Source organism: Pseudomonas delhiensis (assembly GCF_900187975.1).
GTDB classification, from domain to species: domain Bacteria; phylum Pseudomonadota; class Gammaproteobacteria; order Pseudomonadales; family Pseudomonadaceae; genus Pseudomonas; species Pseudomonas delhiensis.
The window spans coordinates 24,699-48,285 of sequence record NZ_FZPC01000042.1 but is presented as its reverse complement, the minus strand read 5'-3'; the positions used below and the strand labels follow the sequence as shown (position 1 = coordinate 48,285).

The window sequence follows — 23,587 nt, the reverse complement described above, 5'->3', positions numbered from 1 at the left end:
TGGGTGCTGGCGGTCTTGCCGGTGGCGTTGTTGAGGATCAGGCCCTGCTGGCCCACCGAGTAGTCGCTGAATTTGTTGTGCGACAACCCCGCGCCGTTGGGCGTGGCGATGTTGACGATGGGCACGCCGTTGCCCGCCGCGCCGAGCTGGGTGTTGCCACCGGCGGCCGCATCCACCGCCAGCTGGGCCGCGGCCGCGACTATGGGGTTGAGGAACAGGATGCCGGCCAGGGCACTGGCGATGGCCTGGTGGAGGGGGCGGCGGATGTCCATATCGGGGGGCTCGCGCGGGGGTGGTGATTGGCCCGGCGGACTCTATTCCCCCGCATGGCGTGGGGCCTTGAGCGTTTCGCGCGCCCTTTTGTAGGACTTTTCCGAACTACGCCCTGCTCCCCATGGAGCGCATTCCCAAGGCCCCGGCGCCGCGGCTCAAATAGCGCTCCGACGTCACGCAAAGCCCGCCCCATGCCCCGCCGCCAACTCGACCACGCCTTGCCCATCCTCGACCGTGGCCAGGACATCCCCCGGCACGAAGACCCCGCGCTGACCGCCTTCCTGCAACGGCACATCGACGAAGCCCTGTCCAAGGACCCGACACCGCCGCCCTGCCATCACTGCGGCAGCCACCAGGTGGTGTTGCGCTACCGGGGCAGGCCGCCGAACGGCATCCCCTATTTCAATTGCCAGCGCTGCGGCAAGGGCTTCAACCGGCGTACCGGCACGGCGCTGAGGCACTTCCTGCGCTGTGACAAGCTGGAGGCGTTCCTGCCCCTGCTGTCGCAACAACGCTCGATCGCCAACGCCAGCGAGCGGCTGGGGGTATCGCACATGATGCTGGCCCGCTGGGTCAGGGTGTTCCGCCAGTGGCTGCTCAGGCTCGACCCCAGCGGCGAATGGGAGGCGAAGGTCAAGCTGGGCATGCGCCCCGAACTACCTGCCCTGCAATGCCCGAACTGCGGTAATCGCGAACGGTTTTTCCGCTACGGCTTCGTCGACGGCAACCGCCAGGGCAAGCGGATGTTCCAGTGCAAGACCTGCCGACGCTGCATAAGCGAGCCGGACGAGCACTTCAAGAAACGCACCGCCAACCGCCCGGAAGAATGAAAAAGGCCCCGCCGGATCGCTCCGACGGGGCCTTCGTCTTTCGCTTGCAGCTTGCCGCTTGAGGCCTGCAGCCGCTCTTGGACTTAGACCTTGCTACGCTCGTAACGCTTGCGGTCGTTCTCGTTCAGCAGTTTCTTGCGCAGGCGGATGGACTTCGGCGTCACTTCCACCAGTTCGTCGTCGGCGATGAATTCCAGCGCCTGCTCCAGGGTGAAGCGGATCGGCGGAACCAGGGCGATGACTTCGTCCTTGCCCGAAGCGCGCATGTTGTCGAGCTTCTTGCCCTTGGTGGGGTTGATCACCAGGTCGTTGTCGCGGCTGTTGATGCCGGCCAGCTGGCCTTCGTAGATTTCGTCGCCCGGGCCGAGGAACAGCTTGCCGCGGCTTTGCAGGGTTTCCAGCGAGTAGGTCAGCGCGGTGCCGGTGGCCATGGAGACCAGTACGCCGTTCTGGCGGTTGCTGACTTCGCCGGCCTTGATCGGGCCGTAGTGGCTGAAGGTCGAGGTCAGGATGCCGGTGCCCGAGGTCAGGGTCAGGAAGTTGTTGCGGAAGCCGATCAGGCCGCGCGCCGGGATGGTGTATTCCAGGCGCACGCGGCCCTTGCCGTCGGGGATCATGTTGCTCAGGTCGCCCTTGCGCAGGCCCATCTGCTCCATCACCGAGCCCTGGTGCTGCTCTTCGATGTCGATGGTGACGTTCTCGTAGGGCTCCTGCTTCTCGCCGGCCTCGTTCTCGATGATCACCACTTCCGGACGGCCCACGGCCATCTCGAAGCCTTCACGGCGCATGGTTTCGATCAGGACGGACAGGTGCAGCTCGCCACGGCCGGAGACCTTGAATTTCTCCGGGCTGTCGCCCTGCTCGACGCGCAGGGCCACGTTGTGCAGCAGTTCCTTCTCCAGGCGCTCCTTGATGTTGCGGCTGGTGACGAACTTGCCTTCCTTGCCGGCGAACGGCGAGTCGTTGACCTGGAAGGTCATGCTCACGGTCGGCTGGTCGACGGTCAGCGGCGGCAGGGCCTCGACGTTCTGCGGGTCGCACAGGGTGTCGGAGATGAACAGTTCTTCCATGCCCGAGACGCAGACGATGTCGCCGGCTTCGGCTTCCGGCACTTCCACGCGCTGCAGGCCGGAGTGGCCCATGATCTTCAGGATGCGGCCGTTGCGCTTGCTGCCGTCGTCGCTGACCGCCACCACCGGGGTGTTGGCCTTGACCTTGCCGCGGGTAATGCGGCCGATGCCGATCACGCCGAGGAAGCTGTTGTAGTCCAGCTGCGAGATCTGCATCTGGAACGGGCCTTCGGTGTCCACCACCGGGGCCGGGACGTGGTCGATGATCGCCTGGAACAGGGCGTCCATGTTGTCGTCCATCTTCTCGTGGTCCATGCCGGCGATGCCGTTCAGGGCGCTGGCGTAGACGATCGGGAAGTCGAGCTGCTCATCGGTGGCGCCGAGGTTGTCGAACAGGTCGAAGATCTGGTCGATGACCCAGTCGGGACGGGCGCCCGGGCGGTCGATCTTGTTGACCACGACGATCGGGCGCAGGCCGGCCTTGAAGGCCTTCTGGGTCACGAAGCGGGTCTGCGGCATGGGGCCGTCCTGGGCGTCGACCACCAGCAGCACGGAGTCGACCATGCTCATCACGCGCTCCACCTCGCCACCGAAGTCGGCGTGGCCGGGGGTGTCGACGATGTTGATGTTGTAGCCGTTCCACTTGATCGCGGTGTTCTTCGCCAGGATGGTGATGCCGCGTTCCTTTTCCTGGTCGTTGGAGTCCATCACGCGCTCGGATTCCGCTTCTTTGCGGTCGAGGGTGCCGGACAGCTTCAGCAGCTTGTCCACCAGGGTGGTCTTGCCATGGTCGACGTGGGCGATGATGGCGATGTTGCGGAGATTTTCGATCACGGTGTTTTCCTAAAAGAGAGCGGCAAGCTTCAAGCCGCAAGCTGCAAGTAAAAGCGTTGGAAAGGGTGCGCAGGCCAGAGGTCGGGTGGATGCCGACGGCGCCGCGCGCTGCGGCGAATATGGCAGGTTCTCATGACCGTTCGCTCTGCTCTTGCAGCTTGCCGCTTAGAGCTTGCGGCTGCCCAACGGGCCTGTATACCCGCACGTTGGTATGCCCTTCGTTGACCAGGTGGTGAGCGTGCAGCCGGCTCATCACGCCCTTGTCGCAGAACAGGAGGTACTGGCGGTTGGGGTCCAGTTCCTTGAACTTGCTGTTGATCGCGTAGAACGGCATGGCCAGCACTTCGATGCCTTCCAGCGCCAGGGGTTCATCTTCCTGGGCGTCGGGGTGGCGGATGTCGACCACGATCTGCCCGGGCAGCACTTCGTCGACCATCTCCACCGGCAGGTCCTTGCCCAGCTCGTCGATGACGCGGTCGACGGTCATCTGGGTGGCGCGCTCCAGGGCGCGGTCGAGCACGGCCATGTCGAACCGGGTCTCTTCGTGCTCGACGCGGTAGGGCTTGGCCTGGGTGGTCGGGTTCACCGAGATCACGCCGCAGTACTCGGGCATGTGCTTGGCGAACTCGGCGGTGCCGATCTTCGTCGCGGTGTCGATGATGTCCTGCTTGTGGCTGACGATCAGCGGGCGCAGCACCAGGGTGTCGGTCACCCGGTCGATCACCGAGAGGTTCGGCAGGGTCTGGCTGGACACCTGGGAGATCGACTCGCCGGTGACCAGCGCGTTCAGCTCCAGGCGCTCGGCCACGCGGCTGGCGGCGCGCAGCATCATGCGCTTGAGGGTCACGCCCATGTAGCTGTCGTCGACCTTGGTGAGGATCTCGCCGACCACTTCCTCGAAGGGCACGCTGACGAACAGCACGCGCTGCGAGCGGCCGAACTTCTCCCACAGGTAGTGGGCCACTTCCATCACGCCCAGTTCGTGGGCGCGGCCGCCGAGGTTGAAGAACACGAAGTGGCTGATCAGGCCGCGGCGCATCATCTGGTAGGCCGCCACGGTGGAGTCGAAGCCGCCGGACATCAGCACCAGCACCTGCTCCAGGGCGCCCAGCGGGTAGCCGCCCAGGCCCTCGTGCTGGGCATGGATGACGTACAGGCGGTCGTGGCGGATTTCCACGCGCACCTGCACTTGCGGGTTCTTCAGCGACACGCCCGCCGCGCCGCAGTGCTGGCGCAGGCCGCCGCCGACGTAGCGCTCCACGTCGATGGAGGTGAAGGCGTGCTTGCCGGCGCGCTTGCAGCGCATGGAGAAGTGCTTGCCGGGCAGCAGGTGGCCGAAGTGCTGCTTGCACTTCTCGAGGATGTCGTCGAAGTCGCCCAGCGGGTATTCGTGCACTTCCAGGAAGTGGCCGATGCCCGGCACGCAGGTCAGGCGCTCGATCATCTCGCGCAGGGCCTTGGCGTCGGTCACCCGGGTTTCCACCTCCAGGTTGTCCCATTCGCCCTCGACCAGCAGCGCCGGGTCCAGGTCGCGCAGCACGGTGCGGATGTTCTTCGCGAGCTGGCGGATGAAGCGCTTGCGCACCGGCCGGCTCTTGATGGTGATTTCCTGGAAGACCTTGACGATGAGTTTCATGCGAGAAAAGGCGCAAGCCCGAAGGGACGAAAAAAAGGGGCGGAATTATACCCGAAATTGCTCAAGACTTGAGCAGCCGCGTGCAGATTCTTTTTGATGCACCAAAATGGACTCATGCAGCATTGCGTAGCACCAAATCGGTGCAACAATTCCGCCATCCACGCCCAGCACCCTGCGCAAAGCCCTGTAGCGCGGGGCTCTGTCCAAAATCGGGCACTGGCACGCTACTTGCTCTCTTGTGAGGCAGGTTGCCCTGGCGGAGTATTCCGGCCGGCATCACCCGATACTGGGGCACAGAAAGCTCCCAGCTCTAATCCCTCCTGGAGGACAGCATGTCGTACAAGTCGCACCAACTGATCAAAGACCATGACGTGAAGTGGGTAGACCTGCGCTTCACCGATACCAAAGGCAAGCAGCAGCACGTCACCATGCCGGCCCGCGACGCGCTGGACGATGACTTCTTCGAAGCCGGCAAGATGTTCGACGGCTCCTCCATCGCCGGCTGGAAAGGCATCGAAGCCTCCGACATGATCCTGCTGCCGGACGACAGCACCGCCGTGCTCGACCCCTTCACCGAAGAGCCGACCCTGATCCTGGTGTGCGACATCATCGAGCCGAGCACCATGCAAGGCTACGAGCGCGACCCGCGCAACATCGCCAAGCGCGCCGAGGAATACCTGAAGTCCACCGGTATCGGCGACACCGTGTTCGTCGGCCCGGAGCCGGAGTTCTTCATCTTCGACGAAGTGAAGTTCAAGTCCGACATCTCCGGCTCGATGTTCAAGATCTTCTCCGAGCAGGCTTCCTGGAACACCGACGCCGACATCGAGTCGGGCAACAAGGGCCACCGTCCGGGCGTGAAGGGCGGCTACTTCCCGGTACCGCCGGTCGACCACGACCACGAAATCCGTACCGCCATGTGCAACGCCCTGGAAGAAATGGGCCTGGTGGTCGAAGTTCACCACCACGAAGTCGCCACCGCCGGCCAGAACGAAATCGGTGTGAAGTTCAACACCCTGGTCGCCAAGGCTGACGAAGTCCAGACCCTGAAGTACTGCGTGCACAACGTCGCCGACGCCTACGGCAAGACCGTGACCTTCATGCCGAAGCCGCTGTACGGCGACAACGGCTCGGGCATGCACGTGCACATGTCCATCTCCAAGGATGGCAAGAACACCTTCGCCGGCGAAGGCTATGCCGGCCTGTCCGACACCGCCCTGTACTTCATCGGCGGCATCATCAAGCACGGCAAGGCCCTGAACGGCTTCACCAACCCGTCGACCAACTCCTACAAGCGCCTGGTCCCGGGCTTCGAAGCCCCGGTGATGCTGGCCTACTCGGCCCGCAACCGTTCCGCCTCAATCCGTATCCCCTACGTTTCCAGCCCGAAAGCCCGGCGCATCGAAGCGCGCTTCCCGGACCCGGCCGCCAACCCCTACCTGGCCTTCGCCGCGCTGCTGATGGCCGGCCTGGACGGCATCCAGAACAAGATCCACCCTGGCGACGCCGCCGACAAGAACCTGTACGACCTGCCGCCGGAAGAGGCGAAGGAAATCCCGCAGGTTTGCGGCAGCCTGAAAGAGGCGCTGGAAGAACTCGACAAGGGCCGCGCGTTCCTGACCAAGGGCGGCGTGTTCACCGACGAGTTCATCGATGCCTACATCGAGCTGAAGTCCGAGGAAGAAATCAAGGTGCGCACCTTCGTGCACCCGCTGGAATACGACCTGTACTACAGCGTCTGATCCACGAATACCTATATAAGTAGCGGCAACATTAAGGCCTCCTTCGGGAGGCCTTTTTTATTGTTGGTGTTCCGGACTGTCGCTTTTCGTAGGAGCGTGCTTGCTCGCGAACGGTGTTTCCAGGCGACCTGGGTGTTTCGGGTTGACTCCGCCCCTCTCCCCAGCCCTCTCCCTGAAGGGAGAGGGGGTTTGTCCGTGCCGAGAGAAGGAGTGGTTTCAGCTGAAAGCCACTGGAGCTGCCGGCTGACTCAGGAACACCCGAACACGCCGAACGGTCCCCTCTCCCTTCAGGGAGAGGGTTAGGGAGAGGGAAAGGGGGTTCAACCCCAAGGCACCGAAGCCACCGGCGAGCACCGTTCGCGAGCAAGCTCGCTCCTACAGATTGCCCCCCAATTCGGCTCAGCCCCCGGCATCTGTATGATGTGCCGAGTTTCGCCCTGCTCCGGAGTGCCATTCGTGACCGACCTTCTTCGCCGCTTCCTGCTGCTGTGCTGCCTGGGCCTGTTCCTCGCCGGGCCGGCATCCGCCGCGCTGCCCAGCATTCCCGGCGTGACCGGCGGCGGCGATGGCAAGGTCAGCGAGGCGCAGCTGCAGCAGTCGCTGGACCAGGTGATCAAGACCCTGGAGAACGACCAGCAGCGCGCCGACCTGCTGAAGAAGCTCAAGCAGTTGCGCGACGTCACCCGGAAAGGCGCGGAGGACCAGGGCGGCGTGCTGGGCCTGATTGGCGACACCCTGGGCAGCCTGGAGAAGCGCTTCGAGGGCAGCAACAGCCCGGCGCTGCGCTGGAGCGGCCTGTTCCAGCAGGCCGGCGCCGAGCTGCAGGAACGCACCCCGTCCCTGCAGGAGTGGCCGGGGATGATCCTCGACTTCTCCCTGGTGATCCTGCTCTGGGCCTGCCTGGCCCTGGGCCTGCGCTGGGTGGCGCGGCGCATGCGCGAGCGCTTCGGGCTGGCCGAGGAGCTGCCGCAGCACCCCAAGACCCGCGACCTGCTGCTGTTCGCCCTGCGCAAGCTGGGGCCCTGGCTGGTGGCCTTCCTGATCACCGTCTACCTCTCCGTGGTGCTGCCCAGCTCCCTGGGCAAGCTGGTGGCCATGGTGGTCGCCTACGTGCTGGTGTGCGGCACGCTGTTCTCCGCGCTCTGCGTGATCTCCCTGTCGCTGCTCGGCGGCCCGCACCGCGCGCGGGCGCTGAACATCCTGCGGCGCCGCGCCTTCCGCCCGCTGTGGCTGATCGGCAGCCTGGCCGCCCTGGGCGAGGTAATGCACGACCCGCGGGTGACCGACAGCCTCGGGCAGAACATCGCGCTGGCCGTGGGCTCGCTGGCGAACATCTGCGCCGCGCTGTTCACCGCCCTGTTCGTGCTGCAGTTCCGCCGGCCCATCGCCCACCTGATCCGCAACCAGCCGCTGGAGCGCCGCCTCAAGCGCCGCGGCCTGCACGAGCTGGTGGAGCTGGTCGGCTCGCTGTGGTACGTGCCGGTCCTGCTGCTGGTGGGCATCTCGCTGTTCGCCACCGTGGTCACCGCCGGCGACAGCAGCTACGCCCTGCGCCGGGCCCTGCTGTGCGCGCTGATCGCGGTGGTGGCGATGACCGTCAACGGCCTGATCCGCCGCGCCCACCTGCGTTCGGCGCAACGCAGCAGCCGGCGCAGCGCGCCCTACATCGAGCAGTTGCAGAACTTCGGCTACACCCTGCTGCACATCGCCACCCTGCTGGTGTTCCTGGAGGTGGGCCTGCGCGTCTGGGGCATGTCGCTGATCGGCTTCGCCGAGGGCGACGGCTCGCAGATCAGCCTCAAGCTGATCAGCTTCGGCAGCACCCTGCTGGTGGCCTGGCTGATCTGGATCCTCACCGACACCGCGGTGCAGCACAGCCTCGGCCTGGGCGGGAAGAACCGCGCCAACACCCGCGCGCTGACCATGCTGCCGCTGATCCGCAACGTGCTCTTCATCACCATCGCGGTGATCGCGCTGATCGTCGCCCTGGCCAACATGGGCATGAACGTCACGCCGCTGCTGGCCGGCGCCGGCGTCATCGGCCTGGCCATCGGCTTCGGCGCGCAATCGCTGGTGGCCGACCTGATCACCGGGCTGTTCATCATCATCGAGGACTCGCTGTCGATCGACGACTACGTCGACGTCGGCGGCCACCTGGGCACGGTGGAGGGCCTGACCATCCGCACCGTGCGCCTGCGCGACCTGGACGGCGTGGTGCACACCATCCCGTTCAGCGAGATCAAGAGCATCAAGAACTACTCGCGGCAGTTCGGCTACGCCATGTTCCGCTGGCCGGTGCCGGCGAGCATGCCGATCGACGACGCCCTGGCGCTGGTGAAGGACGTGGCCGGCGAGCTGCGCAACGACCGCAGCATCAACCGGGCGATCTGGTCGCCGCTGGAAATGCAGGGCGTCGAGAGCTTCGACAACGGCCAGGCGATCCTGCGCTTCCGCTTCAAGACCGCGCCGATCCGCCAGTGGGAGGTGCAGCGCGCCTTCAACCTGCGCCTGCGCCAGAAGCTGGACAAGGCCGGGCTGGAGCTGGCCATGCCGCGCCTGAACGTGCAGCTCTCGCGCATGCGCAAGCCGCGCGAGGAAGATCCGCAGGCCCCCGCCGAACCCGCCGACGGCGGCATCTGAAGCCGCCGGCTCAGACCGGCTCGCGCGAGGCCTCGGCGCCGGCCAGGGCGTTGACCTGGGCGCCCTTCTCGGCCAGCACCTGGCCGTAGACCTTGCAGCCTTCGTTGATCCGCACCCGGTCGGCGCTCACGGTGGTCGGCCTGCCCTGCGCGCCGACCACGCAATCGCGCCCCAGGCTGATGCTGCGCCCGGCGCTCAGCGGCCCGGCGACGCGCGAACGGCGGCCGACGCGCACCGAGCCGCGGGCCAGGATGCCGCCGGCCACTTCCGCGCCCTCGTCCATCCATACGCCACCCTCGACCTGCACCGAGCCGAGCACGCGGGAATAGCGGCCGAGGAACAGGTCGCCACGCACCAGCAGGTCGCCCTCCAGGCAACCGCCAGCGGCCACGCGGTACTCGCCCTCCTCGACCTGGTTGCGGCCAGCGCCGGCCCTGGCGATGCCGGTCGGCGTGCGCGAACAGTCGCCGAAGCGGATTTCCCCCGCGCAGATCCGCCAGAACTGCAGCGGCGGGCGGATGCGTATCAGCCCTTCCACCACCAGCGGCCCATGCAGGCAGCGGTCGGCCGGGTGCAGGCCCAGGGGCAGGTAGAGCAGGTTGCTCGGCGCCGCGCCGGCCTGCGGCCTGGGCGAGGCCGGTGGATCGGGCAGCTCGCAGGCGTGCCAGGTGGCGGCGGCAGCGGCCGGCGCGCCGGCGGTGCTGGCCACGGGCAGCGGCAACAGGCGCGGCAGGGCCACCAGCAGCAGGGCGATGAACAGGGGCAGCAGCAGGGTCATGCTCGGCACCTCCCGCGGCAGGTGCCAGCGGCCAGGCGCGAGGAGAGGCGCGGGGGATGAGAGGAATGAATGGACATGGCGTCAACTCCGGGCGCCCCGGCACGAGGCGCGCGTACGATTCGGTGCGCCTATCTCAAGCCATGCCCCCGGGAATACCGTTGACATTCGTCAGAAAACGCAGAAATCACCAACGAAACCGCGCTAGATATCAAATAAGTTCTAGAAAAGCAGCAGCTGTCCGTCGGCTGCGCACTGTTAACTTCCACGCAAACCGGACCGCGGGATGGCGTTTCGCTTGCCACCCGTCGGCGCCGATGCAAGGCTTAGCCCATTGCCTTTCGGGAGATCACGCATGCGCGTGCCAGTCCTCTGCCTGCTGCTCGCCCTGGCCGTGCCGGCCAGCGCGCAGATCTACAAGTACACCGATGCCAACGGCAAGACGGTCTTCACCAACCAGCCGCCCAGCGGCGTGAGCGCCAAGCCGGTGGAACTGCCGCCGACCAACACCGTGGGCGCCCAGTCCCCCGGCGCACCGCTGGGCGGCGGCGACGGCGAGCAGCGCCAGGCCCGCTACGCCATCCTGGCCATCACCGGCCTGCCCGACGAGGAGGCCCTGCGCGCCAACAACGGCAACTTCGACATCGAGGTGGCCATCCAGCCGCAACTGGCCATGGGCGACCGCCTGCAGCTGCGCCTGGACGGCCAGCCCTACGGCGCGCCCAGCAGCGCCACGCGCTTCAGCCTGAGCAACCTCGAACGCGGCGAGCACAGCCTCTCGGTGGACGTGGTGCAGGGCGAGCGCGTGCTGCAATCCAGCGCGCCGGTCAGCTTCACCCTGCAACGCATCAGCACCAACAGCCCGGCGCGCGTCAGGCCCATGCCGAGGAGCGGCAACTGATGAAACGCCCACTGCTGCTCGGCCTGCTTTTGCTGGCGGCGTTCCAGGCCAGCGCCGAGGTCTATACCTACATCGACAAGGACGGCAACCGCGTCTTCACCGACCAGCCCACGCGCAGCAATGCCCAGCGCCTGAACCTGGCGCCGCCCAACGCCATGCCGAACATGCCGCCGCCACTGTATGCGCCCGCCGCGCAGGCCCTGCCGCCACAGCCGCCGCAATACCAGGTGCTGCGCATCCTGGTGCCCGAGCCCGACGCCACCGTGCGCGCCAACGACGGCGAGCTGATCGTCACCGTCTCCAGCGACCCCAACCTGCTGCCCGGGCACAGCTACCGGCTGTTCCTCGACGGCGTGCCGGTGGGCGCGCCCAGCCGCAGCCCGGTGTTCCCCCTGCACAACCTGGATCGCGGCACCCACCAGCTGTCGGTGGAAATCCTCGACCAGCGCGGCCAGACCCTCGAACAGACGCCGAACCAGCCGTTCCACATGAAGCGCGTCTCGGTCGCCGAGGCCGACGCCAGCGGGCAACCGGCCCTGGCCGCCCAGCGCTGAGCCCGGCGACGCTTCGCACGCCCTCTTAAGAAGCCTTTCCCGAGAATGCGCACCACTTTGGTGCGCAAGCCTGCACCACTTTCTATACTCTCCCCATTTCGGGTCACGACTACGGCGCGTTTTCCCTGAGGAAATGCCACGAGTCGGCGCAGATCGCGGCCTGGCGCGTCTTTTCGGGGCTTGGTTTGCTTTTTGCATTTTCCTGCCCAACCTTGGAACGCTGCCCGCCATGCCTACAGAAACCCAGCTCAGACTGTTGCTCGACAACCTCACCACGGCGGTGATCCTGCTCAACGCCGAACTGCGCCTGGAGTACATGAACCCGGCCGCCGAGATGCTCCTGGCGGTCAGCGGCCAACGTAGCCACGGGCAGTTCATCAGCGAGCTGTTCACCGAGTCCCAGGAGGCCCTGCAGTCGCTGCGCCAGGCGGTGGAGGAAGCGCACCCGTTCACCAAGCGCGAAGCCACCCTGACCTCGCTCACCGGCCAGAGCATCACCGTCGACTACGCGGTGACGCCCATCCTCAACCGCCGCGAGACCCTGCTGCTGCTGGAGGTCCACCCGCGCGACCGGCTGATGCGCATCACCAAGGAAGAGGCCCAGCTGTCCAAGCAGGAGACCACCAAGCTGCTGGTGCGCGGCCTGGCCCACGAGATCAAGAACCCCCTGGGCGGCATCCGCGGCGCCGCCCAGCTGCTGTCCCGCGAGCTGCCCGACGAGTCGCTCAAGGACTACACCAACGTCATCATCGAGGAGGCCGACCGCCTGCGGAACCTGGTGGACCGCATGCTCGGCTCGAACAAGCTGCCGCAACTGCGGGTGACCAACATCCACGAAGTGCTGGAGCACGTCTGCAGCCTGGTGGGCGCCGAGACCCAGGGCAGCATCCCGCTGATCCGCGACTACGACCCGAGCATTCCCGACCTGCTGCTCGACCGCGAGCAGATGATCCAGGCGGTGCTCAACATCGTGCGCAACGCCATGCAGGCCGTCGCCGCGCACAACGAACTGCGCCTGGGCCGCATCACCCTGCGCACCCGCACCCTGCGCCAGTTCACCATCGGCCACACGCGCCACCGCCTGGTGTGCAAGGTGGAAATCATCGACAACGGCCCGGGCATCCCGGCCGAGCTGCAGGACACCATCTTCTACCCCATGGTCAGCGGCCGCCCCGACGGCACCGGGCTGGGCCTGGCCATCACCCAGAACATCATCAGCCAGCACCAGGGGCTGGTCGAATGCGAGAGCCACCCCGGCCACACCGTATTCAGTCTGTTCCTGCCCCTGGAACAAGGAGTGCACCACCCATGAGCCGTTCAGAGACCGTCTGGATCGTCGACGACGACCGCTCCATCCGCTGGGTACTGGAAAAAGCCCTGCAACAGGAAGGCATGACCACCGTCAGCTTCGAGAACGCCGACAGCGTCATCCACCGCCTCGGCCGGCAGCAGCCGGACGTGATCATCTCGGACATCCGCATGCCCGGCTCCAGCGGCCTCGACCTGCTGGCGCAGATCCGCGAGCTGCACCCGCGCCTGCCGGTGATCATCATGACCGCCCATTCCGACCTGGACAGCGCGGTGGCCTCCTACCAGGGCGGCGCCTTCGAGTACCTGCCCAAGCCCTTCGACGTCGACGAGGCCGTGTCCCTGGTCAAGCGCGCCAACCAGCACGCCCAGGAGCAGCAGGGCCTGGAGGCGCCGGCCAACCAGGCGCGCACCCCGGAGATCATCGGCGAGGCGCCGGCGATGCAGGAGGTGTTCCGCGCCATCGGCCGCCTCAGCCATTCCAACATCACGGTGCTGATCAACGGCGAGTCCGGCACCGGCAAGGAACTGGTCGCCCACGCCCTGCACCGCCACAGCCCGCGCGCGGCCGAGCCGTTCATCGCGCTGAACATGGCGGCGATTCCCAAGGACCTGATGGAGTCCGAGCTGTTCGGCCACGAGAAGGGCGCCTTCACCGGCGCCGCCGCGCAGCGCCGCGGGCGCTTCGAGCAGGCCGACGGCGGCACCCTGTTCCTCGACGAGATCGGCGACATGCCGGCCGACACCCAGACGCGCCTGCTGCGCGTGCTGGCCGACGGCGAGTTCTACCGCGTCGGCGGCCACACCCCGGTGAAGGTCGACGTGCGGATCATCGCCGCCACCCACCAGAACCTGGAAAACCTGGTGCGCGAGGGCAAGTTCCGCGAGGACCTGTTCCACCGCCTGAACGTCATCCGCATCCACATCCCGCGCCTGGCCGACCGCCGCGAGGACATCCCGGCGCTGGCCCGGCACTTCCTCGCCCGCGCAGCGCAAGAGCTGGCGGTGGAGCCCAAGCTGCTCAAGCCCGAGACCGAGGACTACCTGAAGAACCTCGGCTGGCCGGGCAACGTGCGCCAGCTGGAGAACACCTGCCGCTGGATCACCGTGATGGCCTCCGGCCGCGAAGTGCACATCGACGACCTGCCGCCGGAGCTGCTGACCCAGCCCCAGGACAGCCTGCCGGCGGCCAACTGGGAACAGGCCCTGCGCCACTGGGCCGACCAGGCCCTGGGCCGCGGCCAGTCGAGCCTGCTCGACAGCGCCGTGCCGGCGTTCGAGCGGATCATGATCGAGACCGCCCTGAAGCACACCGCCGGCCGCCGCCGCGACGCCGCCGTGCTGCTGGGCTGGGGACGCAATACCTTGACGCGCAAGATCAAGGAACTGGGCATGAAAGTGGATGGCCCGGACGACGAAGGCGACGACTGAAACGCCCTTGGAGCGATCGAAGGGGCCTGCGGGCCCCTTTTTCGTGGGGAAGCGTTCTGCACCTTGTAGGAGCGAGCTTGCTCGCGAACCGCATTACCCCTTGGCGACGGTGTGTCGGCTCAACTCCGCCCCTCTCCCTAGCCCTCTCCCTGAAGGGAGAGGGGACCGTTCGGTGTGCTCGGGTGTTTCGGCGTTAGCCGGTTAGCGCGTGGTTTCCGACTGACTCCAAATTCTTTCTCGGCACGGACAAGCCCCCTCTCCCTTCAGGGAGAGGGTTGGGGAGAGGGAGCGGAGTCAAACTGAAATACCAAGGCCGCCTGGAAACTCCGTTCGCGAGCAAGCTCGCTCCTACAACACCCCCGAAATACCCCCATAACCTGTGGATAACCCTGTGCACAGGCCGGGGAACGATCGCCCCGCAGCCCAGGCCCCGCGCCCCTTACAGCCCCGGCTGAATTCTGTGCAGGATTTCCCACCTTGCCCACAATCACTGTGCGCCCACCTGTGGACAACCTTGGGATGAATGGCCACGACGCAGACCCCACGGGCCCTGCGCCGGATCGATCAATCGCTGCTCAATCCATGGCGAAGCCGAGCTGGCGCCAGGCTTCATAGACGGTCACGGCGACCGTGTTGGACAAGTTCAGGCTGCGGCAATCGGGGCGCATGGGCAGGCGCAGGCGCTGCTCCGGCGGCAGCGCGTTGCGCACCTCCTCCGGCAGGCCGCGGCTTTCCGGACCGAACAGGAAGGCGTCGCCGCGCTGGTAGGCGACCTCGTGGAAGGCATGGGAGCCCTTGGTGGTGAAGGCGAACAGGCGCGGGTGGCCGAGCTTCTCCAGGCAGGCCTCCAGGCTCGCGTAGCGCTGCACCGGGGCGTACTCGTGGTAGTCCAGGCCGGCGCGGCGCAGGCGCTTGTCGTCCAGTTCAAAGCCCAGCGGCTCGATCAGGTGCAGGCTGCAGCCGGAATTGGCGCAGAGCCTGATAATGTTGCCGGTATTCGGTGGAATTTCCGGTTGGAAGAGGATGACGTGGAACATGCAGCGCTCCGGGCCTGAGGACGGCCGGCATTCTACTCCCGCGGCGGCGGATGTGCGGCCCCGGCCGTGGCTGCGGGTATTTTCGGCACTGGCCATCGGCGGGCTGATGATCGGCCTGATGCTCGGCCGCCTCACCGGCCCCACCCCGGGCGAGCCGCGCCTGCTCGCCGTACAGGCCCAGGAGGGCACCCTGCTGCTGCGCTTCGACCAGCGCGCCACGGTCGAGGCCGGGCAGATCGAGGGCGCCCTGGCGCTGCGCGTGCGGGCGGCGGGCGCGGCGACGGAAGGCCGGATGCGCCTGGACGGCCAGCCGCTGCGCTGGCGCGTGGAAAACCGCGACGGACAATTGTGGATAACCCTGCTGTCCACCCGCCACCTGGGCGGTAGCTGGGACAGCGAGGAGAAGGACGGGGACTGGGTGCTGCGGGTCCATCCGCAATTGCGCTGAGGGCGCCGGCGGCAACCCTCGGGAAGAAAGAAGGGGATTCCCCGGCCTGCCTGAACCGAGGGCCCCGAAAGGGGCGGAGGCCGCATTGCGGCCCTCCGGTGTAAAAAGGGGGTTTCCCCGGCCTGCCTGTACCAGGACCCCCGAACCGTTCGCGCCATCCACCGCATCGGGTCGCGGCGGCGCGCCTTGTGTAAAAGTGGGGTTTCCCCAGCCTGCCTGTACCGAGGCCCCCGAAATCGTCATTGGGACCATTGCAGGGGCTGTGCCAATTTTGCGAAAGGACCGGGATTTCACTTCCACACAGCCGCGCAGGCCAGTATTCATGGGGTTTTCAGAGAATCCCCCCGTGGACGTCCAGGCCAAAACGGCATGGCCGAAATGCCCGCACAGGCTGGCCGAGAAGGCGCCTTGCTAGTGCACGCGCACCAAAGTTGAACGCGCAGAGATGCTTTTCGTAGGAGCGCGCCCTGCGCGCGAATCGCGGGCAGGGTCCGCTCCTACAGGTGCGGCAGAAACGTCATCGCCAAAAAACCACGGGCAAAAGAAAAGGCGCCCTGGGGCGCCTTTCTTCGCTACGACGGACCTTACTGGACCGAAGGAATCTCGCCGGAAGCCTGCAGGCGGGCGATTTCCTGGGCGTACAGGGCGTCGAAGTTCACCGGCGAGAGCATCAGCGCCGGGAACGAGCCGCGCACCACCAGGCTATCCAGGGCTTCGCGGGCGTAGGGGAAGAGGATGTTCGGGCAGAAGGCGCCCAGGGTGTGGCTCATGCTGGAAGCGTCCAGGCCCTTGATCAGGAAGATGCCGGCCTGCTGCACTTCGACGATGAAGGCCACGTCTTCCTTGTTCTTCACGGTCACCGAAACGGTCAGCACCACTTCGTAGAAGTCGCCGTCGAGCTGCTTCTGGCGGGTGTTCAGGTCCATGCTGATCGCCGGCTGCCATTCCTGGCGGAAGATTTCCGGAGCCTTGGGCGCCTCGAAGGACAGGTCGCGGATGTAGATGCGCTGCAGGGAGAACTGCGGGCCGTTTTCTTGCTCGTTGGCGCCGTTGCTAGCTTGCTCAGTCATTTCAGGACCTTCTTGTGGCTCGTTTGCAGTAATAGGGGATCACGCCGACAGCAGCGCATCCAGCTTGCCCGCGCGTTCCAGCGCGTAGAGATCGTCGCAGCCGCCGACGTGGGTGCTGCCGATCCAGATTTGCGGTACCGAGGTACGGCCGGCCTTGCGGCTCATTTCGGCGCGCAGGTCGGGCTTGCCGTCCACGCCGATTTCCTCGTAGGCCACGCCCTTGCTGTCCAGCAGCGCCTTGGCACGGATACAGTAGGGGCACCAGGCCGTGGTGTATATCAGAACCGCCTGCATCTCACTTCACCAGGGGCAGGTTGTCACCGCGCCAGCTGCCGATGCCGCCGCCCAGCTTGGCCACGTTGTAGCCGGCCTTCTTCAGCACGCCGCACCAGGTGCCCGAGTGCTGGCCCATGGCGTCGACCACGATGATGGTCTTGGCCTTGTGCTTGTCCAGTTCGCTCATGCGGCTGTTCAGCTTGTCGGCCGGAATGTTCAGCGAGCCGGAGATGTGGCCGCCGGAGAACTCCTTGCTCGGGCGGATGTCCAGTACGACACCCTGCTCGGCATTGACCAGCGCGGTCAGTTCGCGGGTCGACAGCGCGCGGCCGGCCTTGTTCAGCTCGTGCAGCGCGAGCAGGACCAGGAGCACCACCAGGGCGCCGACCAGCAGGTAGTGATGGGTGGCGAATTCGATCAGACGGGGAAGGAACGACGACATGGCGCAAGGCATCCACAGGTAAAAATGCCGGCCAGTATACACGCGCCCTCCTGACGGCTGAACCCTGCCAATCATGGCGCCCGTCGCCCCCAGACGGTAAAATGCCGATCCTTTTCTGACCCCCGTTTTGGAAAGAGCCGCACCTATGACTGCATCGCCCAAACCCTTGGTCCTGATCATCCTGGACGGCTTCGGCCATAGCGACAGCCCCGAGTACAACGCCATCTTCGCCGCGAAGAAGCCGAATCTCGACCGCCTGCTGGCCACCCAGCCGCACGGCCTGATCTCCGGTTCGGGCATGGACGTGGGCCTGCCGGACGGGCAGATGGGCAACTCCGAGGTCGGCCACATGAACCTCGGCGCCGGGCGCGTCGTCTACCAGGACTTCACCCGCGTGACCAAGGCCATCCGCGATGGCGAGTTCTTCGACAACCCGGTGCTGACCAGCGCGGTGGACAAGGCCGTGGGCGCCGGCAAGGCCGTGCACATCCTCGGCCTGCTTTCCGACGGCGGCGTGCACAGCCACCAGGACCACCTGGTCGCCATGGCCGAACTGGCCGCCCAGCGCGGCGCGCAGAAGATCTACCTGCACGCCTTCCTCGACGGCCGCGACACCCCGCCGCGCAGCGCCGAGCCGTCGCTGAAACTGGTCGACGAAGCCTTCGCCCGCATCGGCAGGGGCCGCACCGCCAGCATCATCGGCCGCTACTTCGCCATGGACCGCGACAACCGCTGGGACCGCGTCGAAGCCGCCTACAACCTGATCACCGAAGGCGCGGCCGAATTCACCGCCGACAACGCCGTGGCCGCGCTCAACGCCGCCTACGCGCGCGGCGAGAGCGACGAGTTCGTCAAGGCCACCCGCATCGGCGAGCAGGTGCGCGTGGAAGACGGCGACGCCGTGGTCTTCATGAACTTCCGCGCCGACCGCGCCCGCGAACTGTCGCGCGCCTTCGTCGAGCCGGGCTTCAAGGAATTCCCGCGCCGGCGCGAACTGCGCCTGGCCGACTACGTGATGCTCACCCAGTACGCGGCGAACATCCCTGCGCCCAGCGCCTTCAAGCCCGAGTCCCTGGACAACGTCCTGGGCGAATACCTGGCCAAGAACGGCAAGACCCAGCTGCGCATCGCCGAGACCGAGAAGTACGCCCACGTCACCTTCTTCTTCTCCGGCGGCCGCGAAGAGCCCTTCGAGGGCGAAGAACGCATCCTCATCCCCTCGCCGAAGGTCGCCACCTACGACCTGCAGCCGGAGATGAGCGCGCCGGAAGTCACCGACAAAATCGTCGAGGCCATCGAGAACCAGCGCTATGACGTCATCGTGGTCAACTACGCCAACGGCGACATGGTCGGCCACACCGGCGTGTTCGAGGCCGCGGTCAAGGCCGTGGAGTGCCTGGACACCTGCGTCGGGCGCATCGCCGCGGCGCTGGACAAGGTCGGCGGCGAAGCCCTGATCACCGCCGACCACGGCAACGTCGAGCAGATGGAAGACGAGAGCACCGGCCAGGCGCACACCGCGCACACCTGTGAGCCGGTGCCCTTCATCTACGTCGGCAAGCGCAAGCTGCGCATCCGTGAAGGCGGCGTGCTGGCCGACGTGGCGCCGACCATGCTGACGCTGATGGGCCTGCCGGTGCCGGCCGAGATGACCGGCACCTCCATCGTCACCCTGGAGTGACTCGCCGCGGGGCGCGGGCGGCGTGACGCTTTTCACTCGCCGCTCGCGCCTTGCAGCTTGTAACGATTTTTTTATGCATACTAGGCCGACCCCGCCCTCAGGTGCCCGCCACTCCATGCATCGCGCCCTCGCCTCCCTGCTGCTGATCTGCCTGCTGAGCCCGCTGGCGGCCGTCGCCGACGATCGCGCCGAGACGCAGAAACAGATCGAGCAGACGCAGAAAGACATCGCCGAGCTGAAGAAGACCCTCAGCGGCATCCAGGAAGAGAAATCCGGGGTGCAGAAGCAGCTCAAGTCCACCGAGACCCAGATGGGCGACCTGGAGAAGCAGGTCAAGGCGCTGCAGGAGGAGCTGGAGAAGAGCGAAAAGGAGCTGCAGCGCCTGGACGAGGAGAAAAAAAAACTCCAGGGCGCGCGCCTTGAACAGCAAAGGCTGATCGGCATCCAAGCCCGCGCCGCGTACCAGAGCGGCCGCGAGGAATACCTCAAGCTGCTGCTGAACCAGGAACACCCCGAGAAGTTCAGCCGCACCCTCACCTACTACGACTACATCAACCGCGCGCGCCTGGAACAGCTCGCCGCCTTCAACGAGACCCTGCGCCAGCTGGAGAACGTCGAGCGCGACATCACCACCCAGAAGAGCCAGCAACTGGCCCAGCAGCAGGACCTCGAGTCCCGCCGCCAGGCATTGGCCGAGGCGCGCAAGCAGCGCCAGGCGGCCCTGGCCAAGCTCAACAGCGACTACAGCGACAGCAACCGCAAGCTCCAGGACCGCCAGCAGGCCCAGGCGGAACTGAACAGGGTGCTCAAGACCATCGAGGAAACCCTCGCCCGCCAGGCCCGCGAAGCCGAGGAAGCGCGCCAGCGCGCCCTGGCCGCCGAACGCGAGCGGGCCCGCCGCGAACGCGAGATGGCCAGCAGCGGCGGCAGCGTGAAGCCCAAGGCCCGCGCGGACTACAGCGGCCCGCTGGTGTCCAGCGGCACCGGCTTCGGCGGCGCCTTCGACGCCACCCGCGGCAAGCTGCCCTGGCCGGTCAACGGCCGCATCCTGGCGCGCTTCGGCAGCCCGCGCGGCGACGACCCCCGCGCCACCTGGGACGGCGTGCTGATCGGCGCCAGCGCCGGCAGCACGGTACGCGCCGTGCATGGTGGGAGGGTGGTGTTCGCCGACTGGCTGCGCGGCGCGGGGCTACTGGTTATCCTCGACCACGGTGGTGGATACCTGAGCCTTTATGGTCATAATCAGAGTCTTCTGAAAGGCGCCGGGGATACGGTCAAGGCCGGTGATCCCATCGCCACTGTCGGCACCAGCGGCGGGCAGGACACTCCGGCGGTGTATTTCGCCATTCGTCATCAGGGCCGCCCGACGGACCCCACTACCTGGTGCCGCACGCAAGGATAAGCGGCGGACACGCCTTAGGAGCCAAACATGTCGCATCGCTTCCGTCTCATCACCCTGGCCCTGCTGCTCGGTATCGGGGCGGCCCAGGCCGCCGAGACACCGCCCGCCGCGCCCGCTGCGGCCAGCGGCAAGGAGGCGCCGCTGCCGCTGGATGAACTGCGCACCTTCGCCGAGGTCCTGGACCGGGTGAAGGCCGCCTACGTCGAGCCGGTGGACGACAAGACGCTGCTGGAGAACGCCATCAAGGGCATGCTCAGCAACCTCGACCCGCACTCGGCCTACCTGGACCCGGAAGAGTTCGCCGAGCTGCAGGAAAGCACCAGCGGCGAGTTCGGCGGCCTGGGTATCGAGGTGGGCACCGAGGACGGCTTCATCAAGGTGGTCTCGCCGATCGACGACACCCCGGCGGCCGCGGCCGGCATCCAGCCGGGCGACCTGATCGTGCAGATCGACGGCAAGCCGACCAAGGGCCAGTCGATGAACGAGGCGGTGGACAGCATGCGCGGCAAGCCCGGCTCGCCCATCACCCTGACCATAGTGCGCGGCGGCGGCCGGCCGTTCGACGTCAGCCTCAAGCGCGCCATCATCAAGGTCAAGAGCGTCAAGAGCCAGCTGCTGGAGCCGAACTACGGCTACCTGCGCATCACCCAGTTCCAGGTCAACACCGGCGACGAGGTGGTCAAGGCCCTGGCGCAGCTGAAGAAGGACAACAAGGGCAAGCTCAAGGGCCTGGTCCTGGACTTGCGCAACAACCCCGGCGGCGTGCTGCAGTCCGCGGTGGAAGTGGCCGACGCCTTCCTCACCAAGGGCCTGATCGTCTACACCAAGGGCCGCATCGCCAACTCCGAGCTGCGCTTCTCCGCCGACCCGGCCGACCCCAGCGAGGGCGTGCAGCTGGTGGTGCTGATCAACGGCGGCACCGCCTCGGCCGCGGAAATCGTCTCCGGCGCCCTGCAGGACCAGAAACGCGCCATCCTCATGGGCACCGACAGCTTCGGCAAGGGCTCGGTGCAGACCGTGCTGCCGCTGAACAACGACCGCGCCCTGAAGCTGACCACCGCGCTCTACTACACCCCCAACGGGCGCTCCATCCAGGCCCAGGGCATAGTCCCGGACATCGAGGTGGAACGCGCCAAGGTGACCCGCGAGCAGAGCGACTTCGAAGGCTTCAAGGAAGCCGACCTGCAGGGCCACCTGGCCAACGGCAACGGCGGCAAGGACCGTCCGACGCAGTCGGGCAAGGCGCCGGCGGCCGCCCCGCAGGACAGCGACTTCCAGCTGAGCCAGGCCCTCAGCCTGCTGAAGGGGCTCAGCGTCAGCCGCGGCAACTGACCGGTGCGCCGGGCACGGCTGCTGTTCGGCCTGTGCCTGGCCGCCCTGCTCGGCCAGGCGCAGGCCAGGCCGCTGCTGAGCGTGGTGATCGACGACCTCGGGCAGAACCTGGCGCGCGACCGCCAGGTGTTCGAACTGCCACCGGCGGTGGCCCTGGCGATCATGCCGGACACCCCGCACGCCGCCGAACTGGCCCGCGAAGCCCACCAGCGCGGGCGCACCCTGATCCTGCACCTGCCGATGGACCCGGCCGGCGGCCCCTACGCCTGGCGCCCGGACCTGCCACGGGCGGAACTCGCCCGGCGCCTGGACGCGGCACTGGCCGCGGTGCCCTTCGTGCAGGGCGTGAACAACCACGAAGGCAGCCGCATGACCGCCGACCGCGCCGGCATGGACCTGCTCATGGGCACCCTGCAGGAACGCCACCTGTTCTTCCTCGACAGCCGCACCAGCGCCGCCACGGTGGCCGCCGCCGAGGCCCAGAAGCGCGGCCTGGCCAGCCTGTCCCGCGACGTCTTCCTCGACGACCAGCCGGATGAAGCGAGCATCGCCCGCCAGTTGCAGACCGGCGTGGCCCTGGCGCGCAAGCAGGGCTCGGCGCTGCTGATCGGCCACCCGCGCCCGGCCACCCTGCGGGTGCTGCTGCGCGAGCTGCCGAAGCTGAAGGCCGCCGGCATCGAACTGGTGAAGCCCGACCTGCTGATCGCCGAACGCGGCAACCGCGCCATGGCTGCCCACGGCAAGGATGGCGTCTACCGCTGAGCCCCCCGCTCCAACCGCGCCTCAGCGCTTTTCGTAGGATGGGTTGAGCGAAGCGATACCCATCGCTGCGCCCGTTGCAGGCGAGCATGGCTCGCTCCTACGAAGAGCACCCCGGTGCGGCCTTCGCACCCACACCTGTAGGAGCGCGCCCTGCGCGCGAATCGCGGGCAGGGCCCGCTCCTACAATCGTGCATCCGCGGATAACCGCGAACGGTTATCCGCCCTACAGATGCATGGCGGGCGCAGGAGCGGACTCCGTCCGCGATCCGGCCGACAGGCCGGGTCTCAGAGGTAGTTGTTGGTGACCTCGTCCACGTACCCCTCGGCGCGCATCTGGTCCAGGGCCTTCTGCAGGCGCTCGACCACCTCGTCCGGGGTGTCCTTGTTCAGCGCCAGGTACAGCTGCGCCTCGTTGAAGCGCAGCACCGTCTGCAGGCCGGTCACGCCCTCCTGCTTGGCCAGGTAGCGGCCCACCGGGTCGGTGGTGGCCCAGAGGTCGATCTGCCCGCTCATCAGCTTCTTCACGTTCTCCTGGTCGCGCAGTGCGTTGACCACCGGGATGCCCTGGCTCTCCAGGGCCTGGCTGACGGCGTCGTTCTTGTAGGCGCCGAGCTTGTACTTGCCGGCTTCCTTGACGTCCTTCAGCGTCGTGATCTTGCTGCCCGGCGGCGCCAGCACCACCCAGCCGGTCTTCGCCAGCGGGCCGACCCACTTGAACAGCGGCACCCGCTCGGGGGTGTAGGTGGTGGAGAACAGGCCGTAGCCGGCGCGGTCCAGGGTCAGCTTGTACAGCCGGTCCCAGGGGAAGCGCAGGCTCAGGGTGTAGCCGATGCCGGCGCGCTTGAACATCTCGCGGACGATGTCCGCGCTGATGCCGTCGATGCCTTCGTCGCGGGCGAAGTTCTTGTCGTCCACCGCCATGTTGAACGGCGGGAAGTTCTCCGTCAGCAGCACCACCTTGTAGTCGGCGGGCAATTCGGCGCGGGCCGTGGCGGCCCCCAGCAGCAGGCCGATGAACAGCCCGCAGGTCTTGAGTTTCAGCATGGTCATACCGCTCGCTTGGTTATCGTTATGGCTAGCGGCATCCCTGCATCGCGGACGCGATTCCCGTCCCGTACACCGTCCCTGGCACAGCTCCGGCCG

21 protein-coding genes are annotated in these 23,587 nt (G+C 66.9%); 12 read left to right on the top strand and 9 right to left on the bottom strand.

The window, feature by feature from the left end:
• Positions 1 to 272: filamentous hemagglutinin N-terminal domain-containing protein (locus CHC02_RS27475; RefSeq protein ID WP_141137703.1), on the bottom strand; the 272-nt coding region annotated here is incomplete at its 3' end.
• A 192-nt stretch (positions 273 to 464) separates the two neighbouring features.
• Here CHC02_RS27475 and CHC02_RS27470 point away from each other — a divergent pair.
• Positions 465 to 1,103 (top strand): DUF746 domain-containing protein, encoded by a 639-nt coding sequence (locus tag CHC02_RS27470; RefSeq protein ID WP_167364861.1) that lies wholly within the window; start codon positions 465 to 467, stop codon positions 1,101 to 1,103.
• Positions 1,104 to 1,186: 83 nt separating this feature from the next.
• Here the strand turns inward: CHC02_RS27470 and typA are convergent, their stop codons facing one another.
• Both typA and thiI read right to left on the bottom strand, forming a co-directional pair.
• Positions 1,187 to 3,007, bottom strand: coding sequence for a translational GTPase TypA (gene typA / locus CHC02_RS27465; protein ID WP_089394552.1), 1,821 nt, complete (start codon positions 3,005 to 3,007; stop codon positions 1,187 to 1,189).
• Between the two features lie 130 nt (positions 3,008 to 3,137).
• Entirely contained in the window at positions 3,138 to 4,643 is a 1,506-nt protein-coding gene (thiI, locus tag CHC02_RS27460; RefSeq protein WP_089394551.1) for a tRNA uracil 4-sulfurtransferase ThiI, read from the bottom strand.
• Between the two features lie 332 nt (positions 4,644 to 4,975).
• On the opposite strand from thiI, the gene glnA reads away from it, so the two are divergent.
• Positions 4,976 to 6,385, top strand: a complete 1,410-nt coding sequence (gene glnA, locus CHC02_RS27450; protein WP_074980078.1) for a glutamate--ammonia ligase — start codon at positions 4,976 to 4,978, stop codon at positions 6,383 to 6,385.
• A gap of 420 nt (positions 6,386 to 6,805) precedes the next feature.
• On the top strand, positions 6,806 to 9,025 hold the full coding sequence (locus CHC02_RS27445) for a mechanosensitive ion channel family protein (RefSeq protein WP_089394556.1): 2,220 nt from the start codon (positions 6,806 to 6,808) through the stop codon (positions 9,023 to 9,025).
• A 10-nt stretch (positions 9,026 to 9,035) separates the two neighbouring features.
• Here CHC02_RS27445 and CHC02_RS27440 read toward each other — a convergent pair whose 3' ends face one another.
• The gene (locus CHC02_RS27440) at positions 9,036 to 9,803 is read right to left on the bottom strand and encodes a bactofilin family protein (protein ID WP_089394550.1); all 768 of its coding nucleotides are present in this window, start codon (positions 9,801 to 9,803) and stop codon (positions 9,036 to 9,038) included.
• Positions 9,804 to 10,155: 352 nt separating this feature from the next.
• Here CHC02_RS27440 and CHC02_RS27435 point away from each other — a divergent pair, with 352 nt between their 5' ends.
• The 4 genes from CHC02_RS27435 to ntrC all read left to right on the top strand — a co-directional run bounded on the left by CHC02_RS27435 (position 10,156) and on the right by ntrC (position 13,994).
• On the top strand, positions 10,156 to 10,701 hold the full coding sequence (locus CHC02_RS27435; RefSeq protein ID WP_089394549.1) for a DUF4124 domain-containing protein: 546 nt from the start codon (positions 10,156 to 10,158) through the stop codon (positions 10,699 to 10,701).
• On the top strand, positions 10,701 to 11,255 hold the full coding sequence (locus CHC02_RS27430; RefSeq protein ID WP_089394548.1) for a DUF4124 domain-containing protein: 555 nt from the start codon (positions 10,701 to 10,703) through the stop codon (positions 11,253 to 11,255). The genes CHC02_RS27435 and CHC02_RS27430 overlap by 1 nt, the downstream gene beginning before the upstream one ends.
• A 229-nt stretch (positions 11,256 to 11,484) precedes the next feature.
• A complete protein-coding gene (gene glnL / locus CHC02_RS27425) occupies positions 11,485 to 12,567 on the top strand; it encodes a nitrogen regulation protein NR(II) (RefSeq protein WP_089394547.1) in 1,083 nt (360 codons plus the stop codon).
• Positions 12,564 to 13,994 (top strand): two-component system response regulator NtrC, encoded by a 1,431-nt coding sequence (gene ntrC, locus CHC02_RS27420; RefSeq protein WP_009613816.1) that lies wholly within the window; start codon positions 12,564 to 12,566, stop codon positions 13,992 to 13,994. The genes glnL and ntrC overlap by 4 nt, the downstream gene beginning before the upstream one ends.
• Before the next feature lie 575 nt (positions 13,995 to 14,569).
• Here ntrC and trmL read toward each other — a convergent pair.
• Positions 14,570 to 15,031, bottom strand: coding sequence for a tRNA (uridine(34)/cytosine(34)/5-carboxymethylaminomethyluridine(34)-2'-O)-methyltransferase TrmL (trmL, locus tag CHC02_RS27415; RefSeq protein ID WP_089394546.1), 462 nt, complete (start codon positions 15,029 to 15,031; stop codon positions 14,570 to 14,572).
• Between trmL and CHC02_RS27410 the strand changes: the two genes are divergently transcribed.
• Complete coding sequence (locus CHC02_RS27410; protein ID WP_139210255.1) at positions 15,030 to 15,479, top strand: hypothetical protein; 450 nt, start codon at positions 15,030 to 15,032, stop codon at positions 15,477 to 15,479. The two genes, trmL and CHC02_RS27410, sit on opposite strands and share 2 nt — an antisense overlap.
• 584 nt (positions 15,480 to 16,063) lie before the next feature.
• Here the strand turns inward: CHC02_RS27410 and secB are convergent.
• From secB to CHC02_RS27395, 3 genes are read right to left on the bottom strand one after another with little or no spacing between them, the layout of a single operon-like run.
• A complete protein-coding gene (secB, locus tag CHC02_RS27405; protein WP_089394544.1) occupies positions 16,064 to 16,549 on the bottom strand; it encodes a protein-export chaperone SecB in 486 nt (161 codons plus the stop codon).
• Positions 16,550 to 16,588: 39 nt separating this feature from the next.
• On the bottom strand, positions 16,589 to 16,843 hold the full coding sequence (gene grxC, locus CHC02_RS27400; RefSeq protein ID WP_089394543.1) for a glutaredoxin 3: 255 nt from the start codon (positions 16,841 to 16,843) through the stop codon (positions 16,589 to 16,591).
• A gap of 1 nt (position 16,844) precedes the next feature.
• Positions 16,845 to 17,267: a rhodanese-like domain-containing protein gene (locus CHC02_RS27395; protein ID WP_058070782.1), complete on the bottom strand. Its 423-nt coding sequence runs from the start codon at positions 17,265 to 17,267 to the stop codon at positions 16,845 to 16,847.
• A 145-nt stretch (positions 17,268 to 17,412) separates the two neighbouring features.
• On the opposite strand from CHC02_RS27395, the gene gpmI reads away from it, so the two are divergent.
• The 4 genes from gpmI to CHC02_RS27375 all read left to right on the top strand — a co-directional run bounded on the left by gpmI (position 17,413) and on the right by CHC02_RS27375 (position 22,444).
• Entirely contained in the window at positions 17,413 to 18,948 is a 1,536-nt protein-coding gene (gene gpmI, locus CHC02_RS27390) for a 2,3-bisphosphoglycerate-independent phosphoglycerate mutase (protein WP_089394542.1), read from the top strand.
• A gap of 115 nt (positions 18,949 to 19,063) precedes the next feature.
• Positions 19,064 to 20,350: a murein hydrolase activator EnvC family protein gene (locus CHC02_RS27385; RefSeq protein ID WP_089394541.1), complete on the top strand. Its 1,287-nt coding sequence runs from the start codon at positions 19,064 to 19,066 to the stop codon at positions 20,348 to 20,350.
• 27 nt (positions 20,351 to 20,377) lie between these two features.
• Entirely contained in the window at positions 20,378 to 21,682 is a 1,305-nt protein-coding gene (locus tag CHC02_RS27380) for a S41 family peptidase (protein ID WP_089394540.1), read from the top strand.
• A gap of 3 nt (positions 21,683 to 21,685) precedes the next feature.
• On the top strand, positions 21,686 to 22,444 hold the full coding sequence (locus CHC02_RS27375; RefSeq protein WP_089394539.1) for a divergent polysaccharide deacetylase family protein: 759 nt from the start codon (positions 21,686 to 21,688) through the stop codon (positions 22,442 to 22,444).
• A 285-nt stretch (positions 22,445 to 22,729) separates the two neighbouring features.
• Here the strand turns inward: CHC02_RS27375 and CHC02_RS27370 are convergent, their stop codons facing one another.
• Complete coding sequence (locus CHC02_RS27370) at positions 22,730 to 23,488, bottom strand: substrate-binding periplasmic protein (protein ID WP_089394555.1); 759 nt, start codon at positions 23,486 to 23,488, stop codon at positions 22,730 to 22,732.
• Positions 23,489 to 23,587 lie beyond the last annotated feature (99 nt).